At 72.4% G+C, this 3,180-nt stretch carries 3 protein-coding genes; all 3 read left to right on the forward strand.

The features are described 5' to 3' along the window. Positions 1 to 72 precede the first annotated feature (72 nt). The 3 genes from AB8Z36_RS34715 (at position 73) to rsgA (ending at position 2,740) form a co-directional block, all read left to right on the forward strand. Positions 73 to 642 carry a GNAT family N-acetyltransferase gene (locus AB8Z36_RS34715; RefSeq protein WP_369217368.1) on the forward strand — a complete coding sequence of 190 codons (570 nt, stop codon included), beginning with the start codon at positions 73 to 75 and terminating at the stop codon, positions 640 to 642. A gap of 4 nt (positions 643 to 646) precedes the next feature. Then, positions 647 to 1,381: a class I SAM-dependent methyltransferase gene (locus tag AB8Z36_RS34720; RefSeq protein ID WP_369217366.1), complete on the forward strand. Its 735-nt coding sequence runs from the start codon at positions 647 to 649 to the stop codon at positions 1,379 to 1,381. A 246-nt stretch (positions 1,382 to 1,627) separates the two neighbouring features. Then, entirely contained in the window at positions 1,628 to 2,740 is a 1,113-nt protein-coding gene (gene rsgA / locus AB8Z36_RS34725; RefSeq protein WP_369217367.1) for a ribosome small subunit-dependent GTPase A, read from the forward strand. Positions 2,741 to 3,180 lie beyond the last annotated feature (440 nt).

A 3,180-nucleotide genomic window follows, 5' to 3' on the forward strand; every position in this document is an offset into this window, starting at 1 on the left:
CTCCGGGCGGTCGGCCGGGCCGGGCGCGAATCCGCGTGTACCGACCGCACGGCCCGTGCGAAGATCCGGCACATGTTCGCGATATCCCTGGGGGAAGAGGACGGCGCCGAGCTGCGCCCGCTGGAGCCGTGGCAGGCCGAGGAGTTCTTGGCGCACATGGACCGAGGCCGTGACTACATAGGCCAGTACGTCGGCCTGCCGGACGTCACCGCCGACCTGGTGTCGACGCGGAGGTGGCTCCAGGTCTTCGCCGACAAGGCCGCCGCGGACAAGGGCCGCCTCTACGGCATCTGGCTCGACGGGCGTCTCGTCGGCGGCGTGATGTTCCGGACCTTCGACGCGGCGAACGGCACATGCGAGGCGGGTTGCTGGCTTGAACCGGCCGCTTCGGGGCGCGGTCTCGTCACCCGGGCGGTGCGCGTTCTCATCGACTGGGCGTTCGAGCAGCGCGGAATGTACCGGGTGGAGTGGTACGTGGCCTCGGAGAACCTCCCGAGCATCAGGGTGGCCGAACGCCTGGGCATGCGCCGCGACGGAATCCTGCGCGGCAACGACCTCTACAAGGGCGTACGGCAGGACACCGAGATCTGGTCGGTCCTCGCGGAGGAATGGCGGACGGCAGCCCCCGGCGAAGAGGTCTGAGGCGATGCCCGCGGACGCGGAGTTCACCGATCCACACCTGGCGGCGCTCTACGACCCCCTGCACCCGGACCGCGGCGACCTCATCCCGTTCCTGCGCATGGCGGAGGAGTCCGGCGTGCGGCGGGTGCTGGACATCGGCTGCGGTACGGGGGTCTTCGCGCTGCTGCTCGCGGAGCGCGGGGTGTCCGTCGTGGGCGTCGACCCCGCACGGGCCTCCCTGGACGTGGCCCGCGCGAAGCCGGGGGCGGAGCGGGTGCGCTGGCTCCACGGCGACGCCACGGGGCTGCCGCCGCTCCGGGTGGACCTGGCGACGATGACGGCGAACGTGGCCCAGGCCATCGCCGACCCCGGGGCGTGGCGGGACACGCTGCGGGGCGCACACGCGTCCCTGCGCCCCAACGGCCACCTGGCCTTCGGCACACGGAACCCCGCGTGGCGCGCCTGGGAACGCTGGAACCGCGCGTCCTCCCTCGCGGTCACGGAGGTCGCCGGGGCGGGCCCGGTGGAGAGCTGGGTCGAACTCACGGCGATCGAGGGCCCGCTGGTGTCGTTCCGCTGGACGTACGTCTTCCGCACGAACGGCGAGGTCCTGACCTCGGACTCGACCCTGCGCTTCCGCGAACGGGACGAGGTGGAGGCGGACCTGCTCGCCACCGGGTACGCACTGGACGCCGTACACGACACGCCGGACCGGCCGGGGCGGGAGATGGTGTTCGTGGCGAGGCGAGCGGACGTGTAGGCGTGCGGGTGGCTGTCCGCGAATAAATGGGTGGAGCTTCGGGCGGAGGGCTGTCTAAGCTCTGAGCAGTTGGTCCAGCAGATCAGGAAATCCAGCAGATCAGGAGGTGTTTGACCATGGCTGTCGAGACGACGGGCACAACCCGCATCCGTGAGTCCAGTAAGTCCACCTCCTTGGCCACCGGCTGAGTCCTTCCACTCGCGCGCCATCGGGCGCGCCGCCGGGGCCTTCTGTGAAGGGTCACCCTTGTCTCCCTCTCTTTCATTTTCTCCCTCTTCCTCCTCCTCGCACCCCCTGGCCCCGTACGGCTGGGACGCCGAGTGGGAGGCCGAGTTCGCGCCCTACGCGGCGCGCGGGCTCCTCGTCGGGCGGGTCGTCCGCGTCGACCGGGGGCAGTGCGATCTCGTCACCGCCGAAGGCCCCGTGCGGGCCGACACCGAGTTCGTCACGCCGCGCGACCCGCTGAAGGTCATCTGCACGGGTGACTGGGCGGTCGTCGACCCGGTCGGCGGCGACCCCCGTTACGTACGGGCGTACCTGCCGCGCCGAACGTCCTTCGTGCGCTCCACCTCGTCCAAGCGGTCCGAGGGACAGATCCTCGCCGCCAACGTCGACCACTCGATCATCGCCGTCTCACTCGCCGGTGAGCTCGACCTCGGGCGGATCGAGCGGTTTCTCGCGCTCGGCTGGGAGTCGGGCGGGCAGCCGGTGGTCGTCCTCACCAAGGCCGACCTCGTGCCGGACCCCGCCACGCTCGCGCATCTCGTCCAGGACGTGGAGACCAGCGCGCCCGGCGTGCCGGTCCTGACGGTCAGCGCGACGGCCGGGGAGGGCGTCGACGTCCTCTCCGCGGTCGTCTCCGGCGGGACGTCGGTCCTGCTCGGGCAGTCCGGCGCGGGCAAGTCGACGCTCGCCAACGCGCTCGCCGGAGCGGACGTCATGGAGGTCCAGGCCATCCGTGACGTCGACGGCAAGGGGCGGCACACGACCACCACCCGCAACCTGCTCGTGCTGCCCGGGGGCGGCGTCCTCATCGACACCCCGGGACTGCGCGGCGTCGGTCTCTGGGACGCCGAATCCGGGGTCGGCCAGGTCTTCGCCGAGATCGAGGAACTGGGCCAGGAGTGCCGGTTCCACGACTGCGCCCACCTCTCCGAACCGGGCTGCGCGGTGCTCGCCGCCCTGGCGGACGGCACTCTCCCCGAGCGACGGCTCGACAGCTACCGCAAGCTCGTCCGCGAGAACCAGCGCATCATCGCCAAGACGAACGTGAGGGCCCGCGCGGAACTCCGCCGCGAATGGCGCCTGCGGGGCGCCGAGGGCCGGGCGGCCCTTCAGATCAAGCGGGGGCGCTTGTAGCGGGGGCGCTTCCAGCGGTCCGGGGCGCGGGCTGCGGTGCGGTCCCCGGCGTGCTGGTCGGCGCCCCGGGTGCGGGCGGCGGCCCGGCGTCGGATGCGGGCGCCTGGCCGGTGGGCGCGGGCGCCGGACCGGTGGGCGGGGCCTGCGAGATCTGGCGGAAGGCCCGGGTGTCGGCCCCCGCCCCGGACTGGAACAGAGCGTTCCAGCCCGAGTGGGAGCCGGAGCCAGGGCCCGAGCCGGAGCCGGAGCCATGGGCGGAAGCGGTACCGGCGGGTGCCGGGCGGCCTGTGCGTGCCCCGGCCGAGTCCCAGCTCAGGACGGCACCACAGGCATCGCAGAACGACTGACCGGGCTCCACCCGGCTGTCGCACTCGGCGCAGTTCTGCGTGGTCATGGCTCCAGGGTCCTTTCGGCGGCGGTGACGGTGACGGTGTAGGGCA

Origin of the sequence: Streptomyces flavofungini, from assembly GCF_041028215.1 — a bacterium.
Lineage (GTDB): Bacteria > Actinomycetota > Actinomycetes > Streptomycetales > Streptomycetaceae > Streptomyces > Streptomyces flavofungini_B.